Source organism: Snodgrassella sp. W8132, assembly GCF_016100865.1.
Classification (GTDB): Bacteria; Pseudomonadota; Gammaproteobacteria; order Burkholderiales; family Neisseriaceae; genus Snodgrassella; species Snodgrassella alvi.
Genome location: NZ_JACFRQ010000001.1, coordinates 78,926 through 95,402 on the forward strand (window position 1 = coordinate 78,926; position 16,477 = coordinate 95,402).

The following is a 16,477-nucleotide window of genomic DNA, read 5'->3' on the forward strand; positions in this document are numbered from 1 at the left end:
CTACTAATTATGTCTGATAACGATAAACTCAAACCGCACCGCGATGCTATAGACCGGATTGACAGTGAAATTCTGCGCTTATTAAACCAGCGAGCCACTCATGCCCAGGCCATTGGTACATTAAAGGGGGAAGGCATAGTGTACCGTCCTGAACGTGAAGCAGTCGTTTTACGCCGGATTCAGGAACAGAATCCGGGACCGCTGTCCGGTCAGGCAGTTGCCCGTTTACAGCGGGCGATTATGAGTGAATGTCTGGCACTGGAACGACCGTTAACTGTGGCTTATCTCGGACCTAAGGGTACATTTACCGAACAGGCTGCTATTAAACATTTCGGTCAGGCTGCACAGACACATCCGTGTACTTCAATTGATGAATGTTTCCGTCTGGTCGAAGCGCAGCAGGCCGATTATGTGGTGACACCTGTCGAAAACTCTACTGAGGGGTCGGTGGGGCGCAGTCTCGATCTGTTGTTAACCACACCTTTAAAAGCCTGTGGTGAAGTCAATCTGCGCATTCATCATCAGCTACTGCATGCTGTAGCATCGCAACAGGATATCACTAAGGTTTATGCACATGCTCAGGCACTGTCTCAGTGCCGGAACTGGCTGGATAAAAACCTGCCGGAGCAGGTAGCCCGGATAGCTGTTGCCAGTAATGCAGAAGCAGCACGACTGGCTGCCGCAGACAGTAGTGCTGCAGCCATTGCCTCACTGATGGCTGCCGATTACTATCAGCTACAGATACTGGCTCAGAATATCGAAGACGAGCCAAATAATACTACCCGTTTTCTGGTATTAGGACGGAATATCACGACCAGCAGCGGTAAAGATAAAACATCACTGGTTGTGGCTGCGCCCAATAAAGCCGGTGCCATGCATGATTTACTTCAGCCTTTTGCAGATCATCAGGTATCTATGACAAAACTAGAAAGTCGCCCCAGCCGCGGTGGTTTGTGGGAATATGTATTTTTTATTGATATTGAAGGTCATCAGCAGAATGAGGATGTGGCAGCTGCATTGGCTGTCTTGCAACAGCGTTCAGCTTTTCTGAAAATAATTGGTTCTTATCCGCAGGCTGTGATTTAAATGCAAAATTAATATTTATCTGAAGCAGATACCATTGACTGCTGGCATGGAGATAAAACAAATATGAAAAATATTGTTGTATATTGTGGTTCTAATCTGGGGCAGAACAAAGCTTATTTCGACGCAGCTCAGCAGCTGGGACAGGAAATGGCTCAGCAGGGATACCGTCTGGTTTATGGTGGTGGCAATATTGGTCTGATGGGTACGATTGCTACTGCTGTACTGGAACATGGTGGTGAAGTTATTGGTGTTATTCCGAGTTTTCTGAAAAATCTGGAAGGTGCTCATCCGGGGTTAACCGAATTGTATGAAACCACCAATATGACCGAGCGCAAAAATAAAATGATTGAATTGGCTAACGGCTTTATTGCCATGCCCGGCGGACTGGGAACTTATGAAGAACTGTTTGAAGTTCTCTCACAAGCTCAGCTGAAACTGCATCCTCATCCGATAGGAATTCTGAATGTAGCCGGTTTCTTTGATCCCTTAATTCAAATGCTGCAAAATACAGTCACTGCCGGTTTTATGCCGCCGGAAAACATGGATTTACTTTGTCAGTCCGCCAAACCAGCGGAGCTGCTGGAACAAATGCGCCTCTGGCAGCCGCGTGATGCAGTTAAATGGGTTACTCCGCAATGGGCGCAGCAAACCAGAGAAACTTTATGCTGACCTTAGCTGTACTTAATCACCTTATCCAGCAGAATGTGGAACTTAAAGTGCGCTGGCAGCAATACCGGCAACGGGTTGTAGCGCTGGTGTTGCCTATGCTGACTCTTAAAGGGCGCATTGATGATCAAGGATTCTGGAAGGAAGATTCTGCCGAAGCTGAAACCACCATTATTATCGCTTCGACAGCTCTGACTAAAATGCTCAGTGGTGTACAGCCGGGAGTGGGTGACGTACAAATTACTGGTGACCGTACTTTTGGTATGGCGATTTTGCCGCTTATACAGGCATTGCAGTATGACTGGCGTGACGATCTGGCCAGACTGCTTGGTGATGCTGTGGGCGGAAAGGTGGCGCTGGAACTGGAGAGTCTCTATCAGCAAGGCTGCGCTATTGGTCAGAATATTGCAGCACAGGTCGCAGATTATGCACAGGAAAGTGATGCGATTGTGGTCGGGCAGAAGCAATTACAACGTTTTTCTGCTCAGGTCGAGACATTACGTGATGATACAGCCCGACTGGCCGCCCGAATTTCCCGCTTGCAGCAGAAAACTGACTAATATTCCGGCACGTGAGTGGTTTATGAGCCGTTACTGTAGCAGAGAAACGGCTCTGGTATAATTTCAACGATTTTTACTAGATTCTAACGATACATCAATCATGACAAAACAACGCAAAATACTGGTTACTTCAGCCTTGCCCTATGCAAACGGTAATATTCATCTGGGACATATGGTTGAACATATTCAGACTGATATCTGGGTGCGTTTCCAGAAAGCACGCGGACATGAATGCTATTATGTCTGTGCAGACGATACGCATGGTACGCCGGTCATGCTGGCGGCACAGAAACAGGGAATAACACCGGAAGAAATGATTACTCAGGTACGTCAGAATCATCTGGCCGATTTTACCGGCTTTGGTATCGGCTATGATAATTATTACAGTACGCACTCACCTGAAAATGAAGCTTTATCACGCAGCATTTATCTGGCGTTAAAAGCCAATGGAAAAATTGAAAGCCGTACTATTGAGCAATTATTTGATCCGGAAAAAAATCTGTTTCTGCCTGATCGTTTTGTTAAAGGTGAATGCCCGAAATGTCATGCACAGGATCAGTATGGTGATAATTGTGAAGTTTGCGGCACTACTTATAGTCCTACCGAACTGATTAAGCCATATTCTGCTATTTCCGGCGCTACTCCTGTACTGAAAGAATCCGAGCATTTCTTCTTTAAACTCGGAGAATGTGCGGATTACCTGAAACAGTGGACTGCCGGCAGTACCCGGCTGAAAAATGGTCGTGAGCAGCCGCATTTACAGGCAGAAGCCCTGAATAAAATGAATGAATGGTTGCAGAATGATAGCCTGAGTGACTGGGATATCAGTCGTGATGCGCCTTATTTCGGCTTTGAAATTCCGGATGCTCCCGGTAAATATTTTTATGTGTGGCTGGATGCACCTATCGGCTACATGGCATCATTTAAAAACCTGTGTGAACGTCTGGGCATTGATTTTGATCAGTGGTTCTGTGCAGATACTGATACTGAAATGTATCATTTCATCGGTAAGGATATTTTATATTTTCATGCATTATTCTGGCCGGCTACTTTGCAATACGCCAATCTGAGGGCACCCACAGGCATATTCGCGCACGGTTTTCTCACGGTAGACGGACAGAAAATGTCCAAATCACGCGGTACTTTTATCACAGCCCGTTCCTATCTTGAGCAACGACTGAATCCCGAATGGCTGCGTTATTATTTCGCAGCCAAACTCAATAGCAGAATTGAAGATCTGGATTTAAATCTGAATGATTTTATCGCCCGGGTTAACAGTGATTTAGTTGGTAAATACATAAATATCGCTGCGCGTGCTGCCGGATTCATCAGCAAACGCTTTCAGGGAACACTGGCTGATGTTAGCAACAGCGAGCTGTTACCACAGCTACAGGCGCAAAGTGAAAATATTGCTGCCAGCTTTGAAGCACGTGAGTATGCGCGTGCCTTACGTGAAATCATGGCATTAGCTGATGTGGTCAATGAGTATGTCGATGCCAACAAACCATGGGAGCTGGCGCGACAGGAAGGACAGGAGACACGTTTACAGCAAGTATGCAGTGAACTGATTAATGCTTTCCGTATTCTGACCGTATATATGTCACCAGTATTGCCTAAGCTTGCTACAGAAGCAGCCGCTTTTCTGAATGTGGCGCCATTAAGCTGGGCTGATAGTACAACCTTATTACCTGCCGGTCATCACATCAATGCATATCAGCATCTGATGCACCGGGTGGAACAGAAACAGATTGATGACCTGATTGCCGCGAATCAGCAGAATATTCAGACAGTTGAGACTGCTGCTGAAACAAAGTATGAGCCTGTGGCAGATACGGCTTCATTTGATGACTTTATGAAAATCGATATGCGTGTTGCCAAAGTGTTGACATGCGAAAAAGTCGAAGGCAGTAGCAAACTGCTCAAATTTCAGCTTGATCTTGGTTTTGAGCAGCGCACAATATTCTCTGGTATTGCCGCCAGCTATCCTGAACCAGAAAAACTGGCCGGAAGAATGGTCATTGTGGTAGCCAATTTTGCGCCGCGTAAAATGGCAAAATTTGGCATGTCTGAAGGGATGATTACTTCAGCTGCCGGTAATGGCAAACTATTTTTACTGGATGTGGATAGTGGGGCTGAACCGGGTATGAAAGTCGGCTGATTATCTTGCTGAAAAACCAGACCAGCTAATATTGCTGGTCTGGTTTTTTATTTATGAATCAAAAAAGTGATGAGATGGTTAATCTCATCACTTGTTATAAGGAAATCAGATTTCTGTAAGCAGAATTTGAAGCTGTATGAAGTGCTTATTTCAGTACTTCATGTAAACGCTCTTCATCAAGGCTTTTTTCCCAGCGCGCAACCACAATAGTGGCACAGGCATTACCTACCAGATTAGTCAGAGCACGACACTCAGACATGAATCGGTCAATACCCAGAATCAGCGCCATTCCTTCCACCGGCACAGAAGGTACTACCGATAAGGTTGCAGCCAGAGTGATAAATCCTGCTCCTGTTACACCTGCGGCACCTTTTGAACTTAGCATGGCAACCAGTAACAGCAATATTTGCTGTTCCAGTGTCAGATCAATATTACATGCTTGTGCAATAAATAATGCCGCCATGGTCATGTAAATATTGGTACCGTCCAGATTAAACGAATAACCGGTGGGTACTACCAATCCGACAATTGATTTCTTGCAGCCGGCTTTTTCCATTTTCTGCATCAGTGTGGGCAGGGCGGCTTCAGATGAGCTTGTACCCAGTACCAGTAACAGTTCTTCCTTAATGTATTTGACCAGCCTGATAATCGAAAAACCGTTATAACGGGCTACAGCACCCAGAACAATCAGAATAAACAGAACGGAAGAAATATAAAAAGTCAGAATCAGATAGAGCAGATTACCAATAGAACTAATACCGTATTTACCTATGGTAAAAGCCATGGCGCCAAATGCACCTATCGGGGCTGCACGCATCAGAATAGATACCATTTTGAAAACGGGCGCCGATAAATCCTGAAAAATATTAATCAGCGGGCGGGCTTTTTCACCAATCAGTGCCAGTGAAATACCGAACAGAATAGCAATAAACAGAGTTTGCAGAATATTGCCATTAGTTAGCGGGCTCATGGCAGTAGTCGGAATAATATCCATCAGAAAGCCGGTCAGGCTGGATTCATGGGACTTCTGCACATATTCGTGTACCTTAGCACTTTGCAGTGAGCTCGGGTCAATATTCAGACCATGTCCCGGCTGGGCAATATTGGCCACGACCAGCCCGATAGCCAGTGCCAGAGTAGAGAAAGTAAGAAAGTAAACCATAGCCTTGCCGGCGACCCGCCCCATGGTTTTCATATTGGTCATCTCGGCGATGCCGGTTACCACTGTAAGAAAAATAACTGGGGAGATGATCATTTTCACTAATTTGATGAAAGCGTCGCCTAAAGGTTTCATGCTTTCGCCAACAGTAGGGAAAAAGTTGCCAAGTAAGATGCCAATAATAATGGCAATAATTACCTGTACATATAGGATCTGATACCAGCGCTGTTTTTTCGGTGGCGGATTCATTTCCTCAATTTCGAGTGGTAACATGTTTACCTTTCAATGGGTTGTGTTTAAAGGCTACAGTTTTTTAACGTTATTATGTAGTAGGATGTAACATAATTGGCTGATTATAAAGCCTACATAACTTAACAGAAAAGCATTATTAATTACTAAATAAGAACCATGAGACAAAAGGATGTATGATAAGAAAATTTTTTATAGAAAAATAGATGGTTGTATTAGGAATTGACGATAATTTTCTATCGTGTTTTTGAAGTAAAAAATAATTTATATTATTTAATCTAAGATAATTTCATTCAAAATAAATTTATTTTAGTTATAAAAAAACCGTCTACTTGAAATAAGCAGACGGTTTTTAAAATATGGTCGGAGTGAAAGGATTCGAACCTTCGACCCCCTCGTCCCGAACGAGGTGCGCTACCGGGCTGCGCTACACTCCGAAAGAAGTTGTGCATTATAGGCAGCGGCGAGGACATTGACAAGAGTGAAGCGCAAATTAATTTCAAAAAACATCAGTTACAATTATCCGGCATAAATCACAAACAGACATGGTCTTTTTTTCAGCGGTGGCAATGCCGGCATTTTTCGCCATGCTGCAATATTCTGGCTGATAATAGTCTGGGTCGGCATAGTTAAATCTGCGGCAATACACAAACGGGTTTCAGGATGTAAAGTCGCAATAGCGTCAGCCAGTAAAGCATCATTACGGTAAGGCGTTTCAATAAAAAGCTGGGTTTCATTTTCCTGTCGTGAGCGCTTTTCCAGAGTATGCAAACATTCAATACGTGCGTTTTTTTCAGCAGGCAGATAACCTTTGAAAGCAAAACACTGTCCGTTGGCTCCAGAAGCCATCAGAGCCAGCATGATACTGGACGGTCCCACGAGTGGCATGACAGTGAACCCGGCCTGATGTGCCAGTGCCACCAGCTGGGCTCCCGGGTCTGCGACAGCCGGACAGCCGGCTTCACTAAGTAATCCCATGTTGCGACCGGCTTGCAAAGGTTGCAATAACTTAGCAATATCCTGCTCAGGAGTGTGTTCATTCAAAGTGCGCAGATTCAGCTCACGAATCGGTGTTTGCACACCAAAGGCTTTTAAATGAGCCCGTGCTGTTTTTTCTGCTTCAACAACAAAGTCGGTCAGGTTAACAATGCATTTTTGTTCATGCGCAAGCAGACAGGGTGTATCTGCATTTCCCAGTGGTGTCGGGATAAGATAGAGTATAGAACTGCTCATAAAATATTCATTCCTTCTGCCAGCAAAAAATCCACCAGACGAAAAACCGGTAAACCAATCAGTGCATTCGGATCGGTGCTTTCGATGCGTTTAATTAGTAAAGCGCCCAATCCTTCACTTTTTGCCGCGCCGGCACAATGTACAGCATCCGGTTCACGACTCAGATAATGCTTAATCTGCGCATCAGTCAGCGAGCGCATCATGACGCGTGTTTCATCAATATGCTGATGCAGGCGGTTTTCAGCAGCGTTCAGTACCGTAAGTGCACTGTAAAATATCACTTGCTGACCACTCAGATAGTGTAACATCTGTTGTGCTTTTGTTACGGTTAATGGTTTGCCCAGTTGCTGCCCGCGACATAGCGCAACCTGATCGCAACCGATAATCAGAGCATCCGGATAAAGACTGGCTAGAGAGTATGCTTTGCCGCTGGCCAGACGCAACGCTGTTTGTGGTGCGGTTTCAGCAGAGAGTGGCGTTTCATCAAAATCAGGTTTAACTGCTTCAAAAGGGATGTTTAACTGCTGAAGTTGTTGCTGGCGAAAACGGGAGCTGGAAGCCAGAATCAACTTTTTCTCTCTTGGCATAAGTGCGAACTCATTGACATTATAAAGTTTAAATTATATCATCCGCCGTTTATGTTAGACCCTATTTTGATTGATACGGCCACGTTCACACGTGAACAGCAGCAACGCAGCGGTCAATTGCAGCTTCAGGCACTTGACCGGCGGGTTTGGTCGCATGAACTTTTAGCGCAACGCGAAGGCATTATCCAGTATCAGGTTTGTGGTGGTATTGACCGCTGGCAGCGTCCTTTTCTCGACATCAGTGTGGAAGGTCAGCTGGAACTGGTGTGTCAGCGCTGTTTACAGGCTGTTTCCTGGGCGCTGAATGACCAGTCGCATGTGGTGCTGTTTACCAGCGAACAGTTGCTGGACGAGGCCATGGCCGCTGATGAAACACTTGAAGGCGCGGTATGGAGTGCAGAATATAATCTTGCTGCACTGCTCGAAGACCAGATTTTAATGGCCATTCCGGTTGCACCGCGACATGAAGACTGTGATCACACTCTGGCAACCCAAACCAATCAAGACTCAGGTAATCCTTTTGCCAGACTGGCAGGACTGAAAAGCGGCCACTAACGAATTAACTTACATTACCCAGGAGCTTTAACATGGCAGTTCAACAAAACAAAAAATCACCTTCAAAACGTGGTATGCACCGTTCACACGATGGTCTGACCGCTGTACAGGTTTCTACTGATACCACTACCGGTGAAGTACATTTGCGTCACCACATCTCTCCAAACGGTATGTACCGCGGACGTAAAGTAGTCAAAGCCAAAGGTGAATAATTCACACCTTTGATTATTCAATACGTATGAAAGCCAGACATTGCATCTGCAATCACTGGCTTTTTTGTATCCAATATTAGCAGGGTAATTATCCTGCTAAAATAAACTGCTTCCACTTTCCCGGCAGCCTCAATGGCCTGCTTTACACTGACTCGGGTTTCCCATGAAAAAAATCTGGTATAACTACGAAGACATACATCGTGCCATTAAACAGCTGGCAGAAAAAATTCAGAAATCAGAGCATTCATTTGATGCAATGATCGCTATCGGTGGTGGTGGATTTATTCCGGCACGTATATTGCGTAGTTTTTTGAATATTCCTGTATATACTGTTACTTTGTCTTATTATGACGTTAACGACTGCCCGACTGACCAGCCGCAGAAAATACAGTGGACCAATGGTTTTGACGAAAAATTAAAAAACAAAAAACTACTGATTGTTGATGAAGTGGATGACAGCCGGGCTACGCTCGAATACTGTATTCGCGAATTACAGCATGAAGGATTCCAGCATCTTGGGGTAGCAGTACTGCATGAAAAGCGCAAACCCAAAAAAGGGGTATTGCCGGCAGATTTACCTTTTTATAGTGCAATACAGGTTGATGACTGGTGGATTAACTATCCTTGGGATGCGCTTGATATTGATGAGCACTATGAGCATGTTGCAGCCCAAGCTACATCAGAGGCATGATCTATGACCCTGAAAACCATTGCTGTAGATGCCATGGGCGGCGATTTCGGTCTGGATATAACCATTCCGGGGGCGCTGACATTTTTACAGCAGCAAACTGACGCTGCACTGATTCTGGTTGGTGATGAAGCCAAAATCAGAAATGCATTAAATAAAGCTAATGCTTCCATGGAGCGGATTACCATTTGTCCGGCCAGTGAAGTGGTAGGCATGGATGAAGAACCGACTTCTGCGCTCAAGAATAAAAAAGATTCTTCGATGCGTGTGGCCATCAACCAGATTAAAGATGGCCAGGCACAGGCAGCTGTATCAGCCGGCAATACCGGTGCACTGATGGCAACTGCCCGCTTTGTATTGAAAACTATTGACGGTGTTGATCGTCCGGCAATTGCTAAATTCCTGCCCGGCCGCAATAATCATATGACACTGGTGCTGGATCTGGGTGCCAACGTCGATTGCAGCAGCACCCAGCTTTTGCAGTTTGCTATTGTTGGTAGCCAGCAGGTGGCGGCACTGTTTCCTGAAAATACGCAGCCAAGAGTAGGTTTACTCAATGTCGGTACTGAAGACATCAAGGGTAACGCAGCTGCTAAAGAAACTCATCAGCTTTTACGACGCAGTGATCTGAATTTTGTCGGCAATGTTGAAGGTAATTCTATTTTTACAGCTGAAGTTGATGTGCTGGTAGTTGATGGTTTTACCGGTAATGCAATGCTCAAAAGTATTGAAGGAGCGGTGAAATTTGCCGGTTCAGTTGTTAAAGAAGAGTTTACCCGCAGCTGGTTTAATAAACTGGCCGCATTAATTGCATTACCAACATTAAAAGGGTTTAAGCGGCGTCTTGATCCGCGGCGTTTTAATGGCGCCATTTTTCTGGGATTACGTGGTGTCGTAATTAAAAGCCATGGCGGTACGGATGCTACAGGTTTCTGTTTTGCCCTGCAGGAAGCTTATAAAGCCATTAAGGCAGATTCAATCACTAAAATCCAGGCCGGTGTTGCACGTCAGCTGGCTGTTATGGAAGAATAAATCACCTTGTTGCAAAGGCAGACAAGTCAAATGACTTTGTTTAAAATATGCCCTTTGCCGTAAATTAAAGACAATGCCATGCTGAATGCCCATATTCTGGGTACAGGCAGTTACCTGCCTGCACGCCGCCTGACTAATGATGACCTGAGCAAATTTGTTGATACCTCGGATGAGTGGATTGCAACGCGTACCGGTATCAAAGCGCGTCATATTGCTGCAGAAAATGAACAGACCAGTGATATGGCTGTTTCTGCAGCACAGATTGCGCTGGCCGATGCAGGCATTGATGCCAATGAAATTGATCTCATTATTGTGGCTACCTCAACTGCGGATATGACATTTCCTGCTACTGCCTGCATTGTGCAGAATAAGCTGGGTATTTCCGGCTGTCCGGCATTTGATGTTCAGGCAGTCTGTGCCGGTTTTATGTATGCAATGGCTACTGCCAATGCTTATATTAAAAGTGGCATGGCCAGTAAGGCACTGGTTATCGGCGCGGAAACGTTCAGTCGTCTGCTTGACTGGAATGACCGGCGTACCTGTGTGTTGTTTGGTGATGGTGCTGGTGCAGTTATTCTTGGTGCTTCCGAACAGGAAGGCGGTATCATCCATACCAAATTACAGGCTGATGGTAATTACAGTCATATTCTGCAAACACCGGGAAAAATTGCAGCAGGCAAAATTGAAGGTTCACCCTATCTGTATATGGACGGGCAGGCTGTCTATAAATTTGCAGTAAAAGCGCTGGCCAATATTGCAAAAGAAGTCATTGATCAATCCGGTTTACAGCCGTCTAATATAGACTGGATTATTCCGCATCAGGCCAATCTGCGCATTATCGAATCTACTGCACGTCATCTTGGTGTATCAATGAATAAAGTTATTGTTACCCTTGCTGAGCAGGGCAATACTTCTGCTGCCTCTATTCCGCTGGCACTGGATGAAGGAATTAAATCCGGTCGGATTAAGCGCGGCCAGACCTTGTTGCTTGAAGGTATCGGAGGTGGCTTTGCCTGGGGTGCGGTTACCTTAAAATATTAATATTGTTCCTATCAGGATCGGATTATGCTATCTCAATCTGCGTTAGCCAATATGTATCCGGTTGTTATGTCGCCCAGTCATGACGGGCGGTATTTTGGTAATTATGTACAGTCATTGCTGGCTTTAGTTGCTGCGCATACCAGTGCAGGTTTTCCGATACAGGTATTTATGCATCAGGGTGAAAGTCTGATTACCCGTGCACGGAATAACTGTGTCGCAGAATTTCTGTCGCATCCGGAATGGACGCACTTATGCTGGATTGATACTGATATCGGTTTTTCACCGGAAGCTTTTCAGCGTCTGCTGCTGGCAGATCGCGATATTGTTGCAGGTGTTTATCCGCTCAAGCGTGAGTCATGGCCGGAAGAAGGTATTCCTGAGCATATGACCCGGCAGCAGTTTAATGCCGCTTATACTCGCTATACCATCAATATCAGTAAGGCAGATACTAATCATGAGGTGCATGTACAGGTAGATGATGAAGGCTTTATTGAGCTGCCAGAGGCACCGACCGGATTTATGGTTATCAAGCGGGAAGTATTTATCCGGCTGATGGAAGCTTATCCTGAGTTGCAATATCAGCCTGATTCTATCGGTGTTACTGATAGGGGATATCACTATCGCTTTTACGATTGTCTTGTTGATCCGGTGACGAAGCGTTATTTATCTGAAGATTTTAGTTTTTGCCGCTTATGGAATCAGTTAGGCGGTAAGATTTATGTTGATGCACGCTCTAACCTGACCCATATGGGTAACAAAATCTATCAGGGGCCTTTTGCCCAGTCACTGGAAGCTAATCTTGCTTACGCAATAGGTGCCCCGGCAGGTGCCAAAATGTTTCTGCACCACGAACAGCCATTACAGACCAATCAGCCTCCGGCACAATAATTGTCCGGACATTAGTTTTATTCAATTCAAGGAAGATCATGAGTATTGCTTTTTTCTTTCCCGGACAGGGGTCACAAAGTCTCAATATGATGTCCGGCTTTAATGATATGCCAGTTGTTAAAGAAACATTTGAACAGGCATCAGAAGCACTTAATCAGGATTTATGGACATTGATGAACGGGGAAGACAGCGCAGCCCTGAACGAAACCGTTAATACTCAGCCCCTGATGCTGACTGCCGGTATTGCCACATGGCGTGTATATCAGCAATTGCATGGTCAATTACCTGTGATGCTGGCCGGACACAGTTTAGGAGAATACACTGCGCTGGTCGCTGCCGGTAGCCTGGCATTTCATGATGCTGTGAAACTGGTTCGTCTGCGTGCACAATTAATGCAGGAGGCTGTACCGGCCGGAGAGGGTGCCATGGCCGCAATACTGGGACTGGATGATGATATCGTGCGTCAGGTATGTTTACAGGCACAAAATGAATTATCCGGTACAGTGGCCGAAGCCGTAAATTACAACTCACCCGGTCAGGTAGTGATTGCCGGGACTGCTGTTGCCATTAATCGTGCCTGTGAGCTGGCTAAAGCGGCCGGTGCCAAGCGTGCACTGCCGTTACCTGTATCCGTGCCTTCACACTGCTGTCTGATGAAACCAGCTGCAACCAAACTGGCTGCGGCCATGGAGCAAATTAATATTTCAAAACCACAAATTCCGGTATTACATAATGTTGATGTTGCGGTGCATTCAGAACCGGAAACAATTAAACAGGCTCTGGTACAGCAGTTATATTCACCTGTGCGCTGGACTGAAACAGTAAGCAAACTGGTAGCTGACGGAATAACAGAATTTGCTGAATGCGGTCCGGGTAAAGTGCTGGCCGGACTGGCTAAACGGATTGATAAGAGCGCCAGTTGCGTTGCATTAACCAGTGTGCAAAGCATAGAAAGTTTTATTGCTGCACATGTTGATAGCTAAAGGAATAAGTTATGAATCAGGATTTAACAGGTAAAATTGCGCTGGTAACTGGTGCTACCCGTGGAATTGGCGCCGCTATTGCCCGTTTTCTGGCAGAAAAAGGTGCTAAAGTAATTGGTACAGCCACTTCTGCTGCAGGTGTGACTAGCATCAATGAAGCACTGGCTGATTTTGGCGGAGAAGGTCGGGAATTACGTATCGCTGAAGAAAACAGTATTGAAAATCTGATTGCCGACATTGAAAGTAATATCGGTAATATTGCCATTCTGGTTAATAATGCCGGTATTACCCGTGATAATTTGCTGATGCGCATGAAAGAATCAGAATGGGATGAAATCATGCAAATTAATCTGAAATCTGCTTTCCGTGCCAGCAAAGCAGTCACCCGCAGTATGATGAAAGCACGCTGGGGCCGGATTATCAATATAACTTCTGTAGTCGGTTTTATCGGTAATGCCGGTCAGGCTAATTATGCTGCTGCCAAGGCCGGGTTAGTCGGATTCAGTAAATCAATGGCGCGTGAAGTGGGCTCGCGCGGGATTACCGTAAATTGTGTAGCTCCTGGTTTTATCGAAACCGATATGACAAAAGTTTTACCGCAAGAGCAGCGTGATTTTTTTGCTGGGCAAACGGCATTGAATCATTTTGGAACTGTAGAAGATGTGGCCGCCGCAGTTTTGTTTCTGGCCAGTGAAGAAGCTCGTTACATTACCGGACAAACGCTGCATGTGAACGGCGGAATGCTGATGCCCTAATATTAGTTAAAGTATTTACAAAGCCATTTTTATCATCTGATAAAAATGGCTTTGTTTTGTATCAGGGATAAATACTATTAAATTGAAAAATCTTCTTCGTAAGAAGAATACAGGGCAGATTCAATCCGCGACCGTGTTAACCCAGGAGCGAATAAGGCCAGAAACTCATAGCCAAAACCACGCAGATAAACATCCTGTCTGAGTATTATCTGGATAAAGGAAGGTTCAAACAGATGTTCTGCACTAATCTGCTGTAAACCTTCATCTTGTTTACTGTCAAAAGCCATGGTGGCTAGCAATCCGATACCCAGCCCCTGAGCAACATAAGTTTTAATGACATCCGTATCGGCTGAAGCCAGTTTAACTCTGGGTAACTGATAGCCTTCCTGAGTAAAAGCACGGGCGATTTTAGATTGTTCAGCGAAAGCAATATCATAAGTGATGAGCGGATAAGCTGTTATGTCTTCGAGCCGTAATGGCCGTTTTAAATCAAGCAGAGGATGATTATTAGGAACTACGATACTGCGATTCCAGGCTTTACAGCTCAATTTGCGTAATTCAGGATGCTCACTTTCCATTTCCATACCAATGGCAAAATCTACTTCTCCCTCCAGCACCATATGACTAATGGCTTTAGGGCTGGCTGTATGGATGCTCAGCTGTACCTGCGGATAACATTCAACAAACGCTGAGATAATTTTTGGCAGAGCATATCGGGCCAATGTATGTGTGGTGGCAATGGTCAGGGATCCAATATTCTGGTCGGCAAATTCTGTACCAATACTTTTAATATTCTGTACTTCACGTAAAATCCGCTCGGCAGTTTCCAGAACAATTTTGCCCGGAGCTGTCACTGCAACCATGCGTTTTCCATGACGAACAAATAATCGTACGCCTAGTTCTTCTTCCAGCATGCGTATTTGCTTGGAAATACCAGGCTGAGAAGTAAACAGTACTTCCGCTGCTTCTGAAACATTCAGATTCTGACGATAAACTTCAACTGCATAACGTAACTGTTGCAGCTTCATAGTATTTCAGCCCCTTTTAGGTTTGGAGTTTTTAACTGTCGCTCAAATACAACAAAAAAGCTTCTTTATCTGCATCATAACTCAATTTACCCATTCTGACATGGAACACTTACACTCTAAGCTTAACATTTTTACACGTTAATCCACCTGTAGCAGACCCTTAAGATAATAGAAGCTTGCTTGTTGTTTTCATGCAACTTAATTAGGGTAAACGCGTGAATTTAGTTGTAAATAAGTGACACAAAGCTATTTTTTAGGCATGATGCACAGTTAGGAAGCGGGTCGTCTAGCAGCTTCGCCTTGGTAGTTTGCATATTGACAGTTTATGCTGCGGTTTTTTATAGTATAGACTTGATTTACCAAGCTACCCGCCCGGTTTGAGCGGCCTGTAAATGGTATTTGTGTATTGATCAGACGAATTTCAGGCTGAATCAGCACATAACAAATTTTTTGATGAGGGAATAACATGACCAAACAGCTAAAATTGAGCGCATTGATCGTTGCTATGGCTGCTTCAACTGCCGCTTTTGCCAATGGTGTTGTACCGGGTGCCGACTGGACCGGTGAACCTGCTGGTGCTTACAATGGCTATACTACCAGTTCTGCTCCTGAAAAAGGAACTGGCGAAATTATCGTCACCCGCGAAAATGGTGCCGATGGTACACCTGAATGTGTGAAAAACCGTTTCAACAACGATCAAGAACCAACTCTGGGTAACAATTGTGGTCACCCAATTGCACAGGCTGCTCCAGAAGCACCTAAATTTGTTGATGAAACAGTATCTTTGTCTGCTAACTTCCTGTTTGGCTTTGATAAATTTACCCTGCGTCCTGAAGCGATCGATACTCTGGATCAGTTGGCTACCCGTCTGGCAGACAGCAGCGTACAGGTTGTACGTGTTGAAGGTCATACCGACTTTAAAGGTTCAGATGCTTATAATCAGACTTTGTCTGATCGTCGTGCTAATACTGTTGCTCAGTATCTGGTTTCTAAAGGCGTTCCTGCTGGGAAAATTTCAGCAGTCGGCTTGGGTAAATCTGAAGCCCGCATGACTGAAACTTGTCAGCGTGAAGTTGCTAAATTAGGTAAGAAAGTTTCAGCTGCTAAGAAACGTACTGCTTTAATCGAATGTATTGCACCTGATCGCCGTGTAGATGTGAAAATCCGCACTCAGGTAGCTAAAAAAGTTAGATAATTTTTTCTAATTTTATATTGATGAAAACCCTGCTTAAAGCAGGGTTTTTTTATGCCAATAAAAATTTTAAAGAAATCAGAATATCTGTATTATCCTTTGTATAGAAAATTGATAGTTTTATTTGACAATAATAGGTTGGATGAGCTGGTATCAATTTAAAATCATCAGAATTGTATTACTTTAAAATATTCTCATATAAGTGAATAATTATTAATAAAGTGTTAATATGCATGTTGGTAAAAATAAAATATGATTGATATGAATTATTTGTTCATTATTCCTATTAGTAACGGTTTTTTGAATATGCAAATAATATATAAATAAAAATGGCATATTCATTTATAACTAAGTAAACATTAAATCTATTTAATGATAAGTATTCAGTAAAATATAAAATCATTT

Annotated in this window: 17 protein-coding genes and 1 tRNA gene; 13 read left to right on the plus strand and 5 right to left on the minus strand. The window is 44.4% G+C overall.

Annotated features, from left to right (window positions below):
- Nucleotides 1-9: 9 nt before the first annotated feature.
- From pheA to metG, 4 genes are all read left to right on the plus strand, one after another.
- Nucleotides 10-1,086: a prephenate dehydratase gene (pheA, locus tag H3U82_RS00390; RefSeq protein WP_198208710.1), complete on the plus strand. Its 1,077-nt coding sequence runs from the start codon at nucleotides 10-12 to the stop codon at nucleotides 1,084-1,086.
- A gap of 63 nt (nucleotides 1,087-1,149) precedes the next feature.
- The gene (locus H3U82_RS00395) at nucleotides 1,150-1,755 is read left to right on the plus strand and encodes a TIGR00730 family Rossman fold protein (RefSeq protein ID WP_025331350.1); all 606 of its coding nucleotides are present in this window, start codon (nucleotides 1,150-1,152) and stop codon (nucleotides 1,753-1,755) included.
- Nucleotides 1,749-2,312: an SCP2 domain-containing protein gene (locus H3U82_RS00400; RefSeq protein WP_198208711.1), complete on the plus strand. Its 564-nt coding sequence runs from the start codon at nucleotides 1,749-1,751 to the stop codon at nucleotides 2,310-2,312. Before H3U82_RS00395 ends, H3U82_RS00400 begins: the two co-directional genes overlap by 7 nt.
- Before the next feature lie 100 nt (nucleotides 2,313-2,412).
- Nucleotides 2,413-4,470 (plus strand): methionine--tRNA ligase, encoded by a 2,058-nt coding sequence (gene metG / locus H3U82_RS00405; protein ID WP_198208712.1) that lies wholly within the window; start codon nucleotides 2,413-2,415, stop codon nucleotides 4,468-4,470.
- 145 nt (nucleotides 4,471-4,615) lie between these two features.
- Here metG and H3U82_RS00410 read toward each other — a convergent pair whose 3' ends face one another.
- From H3U82_RS00410 to H3U82_RS00425, 4 genes are all read right to left on the minus strand, one after another.
- Nucleotides 4,616-5,902 carry a dicarboxylate/amino acid:cation symporter gene (locus tag H3U82_RS00410; protein WP_198208713.1) on the minus strand — a complete coding sequence of 429 codons (1,287 nt, stop codon included), beginning with the start codon at nucleotides 5,900-5,902 and terminating at the stop codon, nucleotides 4,616-4,618.
- Between the two features lie 336 nt (nucleotides 5,903-6,238).
- Nucleotides 6,239-6,315 (minus strand) — tRNA-Pro (locus tag H3U82_RS00415).
- An 82-nt stretch (nucleotides 6,316-6,397) separates the two neighbouring features.
- Nucleotides 6,398-7,111 (minus strand): SAM-dependent methyltransferase, encoded by a 714-nt coding sequence (locus H3U82_RS00420; RefSeq protein WP_198208714.1) that lies wholly within the window; start codon nucleotides 7,109-7,111, stop codon nucleotides 6,398-6,400.
- A complete protein-coding gene (locus tag H3U82_RS00425; protein WP_198208715.1) occupies nucleotides 7,108-7,698 on the minus strand; it encodes a nucleoside triphosphate pyrophosphatase in 591 nt (196 codons plus the stop codon). The genes H3U82_RS00420 and H3U82_RS00425 overlap by 4 nt, the downstream gene beginning before the upstream one ends.
- A gap of 51 nt (nucleotides 7,699-7,749) precedes the next feature.
- On the opposite strand from H3U82_RS00425, the gene H3U82_RS00430 reads away from it, so the two are divergent.
- The 8 genes from H3U82_RS00430 (at nucleotide 7,750) to fabG (ending at nucleotide 13,852) form a co-directional block, all read left to right on the plus strand.
- A complete protein-coding gene (locus tag H3U82_RS00430; RefSeq protein ID WP_025331344.1) occupies nucleotides 7,750-8,253 on the plus strand; it encodes a DUF177 domain-containing protein in 504 nt (167 codons plus the stop codon).
- A 32-nt stretch (nucleotides 8,254-8,285) separates the two neighbouring features.
- On the plus strand, nucleotides 8,286-8,465 hold the full coding sequence (gene rpmF, locus H3U82_RS00435; RefSeq protein ID WP_025331343.1) for a 50S ribosomal protein L32: 180 nt from the start codon (nucleotides 8,286-8,288) through the stop codon (nucleotides 8,463-8,465).
- A 163-nt stretch (nucleotides 8,466-8,628) separates the two neighbouring features.
- On the plus strand, nucleotides 8,629-9,156 hold the full coding sequence (locus tag H3U82_RS00440) for a phosphoribosyltransferase (protein ID WP_025331342.1): 528 nt from the start codon (nucleotides 8,629-8,631) through the stop codon (nucleotides 9,154-9,156).
- A 9-nt stretch (nucleotides 9,157-9,165) separates the two neighbouring features.
- Entirely contained in the window at nucleotides 9,166-10,185 is a 1,020-nt protein-coding gene (gene plsX, locus H3U82_RS00445; RefSeq protein ID WP_084586180.1) for a phosphate acyltransferase PlsX, read from the plus strand.
- Nucleotides 10,186-10,263: 78 nt separating this feature from the next.
- Nucleotides 10,264-11,226: a beta-ketoacyl-ACP synthase III gene (locus H3U82_RS00450; protein ID WP_198208716.1), complete on the plus strand. Its 963-nt coding sequence runs from the start codon at nucleotides 10,264-10,266 to the stop codon at nucleotides 11,224-11,226.
- A 24-nt stretch (nucleotides 11,227-11,250) separates the two neighbouring features.
- Nucleotides 11,251-12,114, plus strand: a complete 864-nt coding sequence (locus H3U82_RS00455) for a hypothetical protein (protein WP_037393068.1) — start codon at nucleotides 11,251-11,253, stop codon at nucleotides 12,112-12,114.
- Between the two features lie 38 nt (nucleotides 12,115-12,152).
- Nucleotides 12,153-13,097, plus strand: coding sequence for an ACP S-malonyltransferase (gene fabD / locus H3U82_RS00460; protein ID WP_198207055.1), 945 nt, complete (start codon nucleotides 12,153-12,155; stop codon nucleotides 13,095-13,097).
- 11 nt (nucleotides 13,098-13,108) lie between these two features.
- Entirely contained in the window at nucleotides 13,109-13,852 is a 744-nt protein-coding gene (fabG, locus tag H3U82_RS00465; RefSeq protein WP_041879020.1) for a 3-oxoacyl-ACP reductase FabG, read from the plus strand.
- A gap of 77 nt (nucleotides 13,853-13,929) precedes the next feature.
- On the opposite strand, the gene H3U82_RS00470 is transcribed toward fabG, so the two are convergent.
- Nucleotides 13,930-14,880: a CysB family HTH-type transcriptional regulator gene (locus H3U82_RS00470; RefSeq protein ID WP_174830612.1), complete on the minus strand. Its 951-nt coding sequence runs from the start codon at nucleotides 14,878-14,880 to the stop codon at nucleotides 13,930-13,932.
- 466 nt (nucleotides 14,881-15,346) lie between these two features.
- Between H3U82_RS00470 and H3U82_RS00475 the strand changes: the two genes are divergently transcribed.
- The gene (locus H3U82_RS00475) at nucleotides 15,347-16,075 is read left to right on the plus strand and encodes an OmpA family protein (RefSeq protein WP_025331335.1); all 729 of its coding nucleotides are present in this window, start codon (nucleotides 15,347-15,349) and stop codon (nucleotides 16,073-16,075) included.
- The last annotated feature ends 402 nt before the right edge of the window (nucleotides 16,076-16,477 follow it).

Coding starts and splice junctions, on each gene's coding strand:
- fabG (WP_041879020.1), top strand. CDS start 13,109: ATGAATCAGGATTTAACAGGTAAAATTGCGCTGGTAACTGGTGCTACC.
- H3U82_RS00470 (WP_174830612.1), bottom strand. CDS start 14,880: ATGAAGCTGCAACAGTTACGTTATGCAGTTGAAGTTTATCGTCAGAAT.
- H3U82_RS00420 (WP_198208714.1), bottom strand. CDS start 7,111: ATGAGCAGTTCTATACTCTATCTTATCCCGACACCACTGGGAAATGCA.
- H3U82_RS00395 (WP_025331350.1), top strand. CDS start 1,150: ATGAAAAATATTGTTGTATATTGTGGTTCTAATCTGGGGCAGAACAAA.
- H3U82_RS00400 (WP_198208711.1), top strand. CDS start 1,749: ATGCTGACCTTAGCTGTACTTAATCACCTTATCCAGCAGAATGTGGAA.
- H3U82_RS00440 (WP_025331342.1), top strand. CDS start 8,629: ATGAAAAAAATCTGGTATAACTACGAAGACATACATCGTGCCATTAAA.
- pheA (WP_198208710.1), top strand. CDS start 10: ATGTCTGATAACGATAAACTCAAACCGCACCGCGATGCTATAGACCGG.
- metG (WP_198208712.1), top strand. CDS start 2,413: ATGACAAAACAACGCAAAATACTGGTTACTTCAGCCTTGCCCTATGCA.
- H3U82_RS00430 (WP_025331344.1), top strand. CDS start 7,750: ATGTTAGACCCTATTTTGATTGATACGGCCACGTTCACACGTGAACAG.
- fabD (WP_198207055.1), top strand. CDS start 12,153: ATGAGTATTGCTTTTTTCTTTCCCGGACAGGGGTCACAAAGTCTCAAT.
- H3U82_RS00425 (WP_198208715.1), bottom strand. CDS start 7,698: ATGCCAAGAGAGAAAAAGTTGATTCTGGCTTCCAGCTCCCGTTTTCGC.
- H3U82_RS00475 (WP_025331335.1), top strand. CDS start 15,347: ATGACCAAACAGCTAAAATTGAGCGCATTGATCGTTGCTATGGCTGCT.
- H3U82_RS00455 (WP_037393068.1), top strand. CDS start 11,251: ATGCTATCTCAATCTGCGTTAGCCAATATGTATCCGGTTGTTATGTCG.
- rpmF (WP_025331343.1), top strand. CDS start 8,286: ATGGCAGTTCAACAAAACAAAAAATCACCTTCAAAACGTGGTATGCAC.
- H3U82_RS00450 (WP_198208716.1), top strand. CDS start 10,264: ATGCTGAATGCCCATATTCTGGGTACAGGCAGTTACCTGCCTGCACGC.
- H3U82_RS00410 (WP_198208713.1), bottom strand. CDS start 5,902: ATGTTACCACTCGAAATTGAGGAAATGAATCCGCCACCGAAAAAACAG.